At 72.9% G+C, this 1,060-nt stretch carries 1 protein-coding gene; it reads left to right on the top strand.

Annotated elements, in window-relative coordinates; translation table 11 throughout:
- Nucleotides 1-50: 50 nt before the first annotated feature.
- A complete protein-coding gene (locus D477_RS20840; protein WP_081608665.1) occupies nt 51-1,034 on the top strand; it encodes a FecCD family ABC transporter permease in 984 nt (327 codons plus the stop codon).
- The last annotated feature ends 26 nt before the right edge of the window (nt 1,035-1,060 follow it).

Genomic DNA, 1,060 nt, shown 5'->3' with positions numbered 1-1,060 from the left:
CGGCGGCGCGGGGGAGAGCGGCGGCCCCGGGACGGGGAAGGCCCGTCCGGCTGCTGGTCGGTTTGCCGCTGGCGCTCGCGGTGCTGGCGCTGGTGTGCCTGGCATCGCTGGCTTTCGGCGCGCGCCCGATTCCGTTCGACACGCTGGTTGAGGCCCTGACCGCCTTCGATCCGGCCAACGGCGACCATGCCGTGGTGCATTCGCGCATCCCGCGGACCGTGACCGGACTGCTGGTGGGTTCGGCCCTCGGCGTGGCCGGGGCGGCGATGCAGGGTGTGGCGCGAAATCCGCTGGCGGACCCGGGCATCCTGGGCGTGAATGCGGGAGCGGCGCTGGCCGTGGTCACCGGCATCTACCTCTTCGGCGTGGCCGAGCTGACCGGCTACATCTGGTTCGCCTTCGCCGGCGCCGCGCTGGCCGCCGTCGTGGTGTACGTCATTGCCAGCGTCGGCAGGGAAGGCGCGACGCCGATCAAGCTGGCGCTCGCCGGGGCGGCGCTGACCGCGGGGCTGAGTTCGCTGATGAACGCCATCCTGGTCAGCAGCCAGGACACCCTGGACGCGTTCCGGTTCTGGCAGATCGGCACCGTGGGTGGCCGCGGCTGGGAGGCCGTCGGGCCGGTGCTGCCGTTCATCGCCGCCGGACTGCTGCTGACTTTGTTCACCGGGCGAATCCTCAACAACTTCGCCCTGGGCGACGACGTGGCCCGCGGCCTGGGCCAGCAGGTCGCGCTGTCCCGCGCGATTACGGCGCTGGGCGTCGTGGTGCTCTGCGGCGCGGCCACGGCGCTGGCTGGACCGATCGCCTTCGTCGGCCTGGTGGTGCCGCACGTGGTGCGCGCCTTCACCGGCCCGGACTACCGCTGGATCCTGCCGTACTGCCTGCTGCTGGCGCCGGTGCTGCTGCTCGGCGCGGACATTGTGGGCCGGCTGATCGCGCTGCCCGGCGAGATCCAGGCCGGCATCATGACCGCCGTCATCGGCGCACCGGTCTTCATCTGGCTGATCCGGCGCCGGAAGGCGGCCGGGCTGTGAGCGCCCCGGCGACCACCGGCGCCCGC

Origin of the sequence: Arthrobacter crystallopoietes BAB-32 (assembly GCF_000328305.2) — a bacterium.
GTDB classification, from domain to species: domain Bacteria; phylum Actinomycetota; class Actinomycetes; order Actinomycetales; family Micrococcaceae; genus Crystallibacter; species Crystallibacter crystallopoietes_A.
This window is presented reverse-complemented; position numbering and strand designations above follow the sequence as displayed.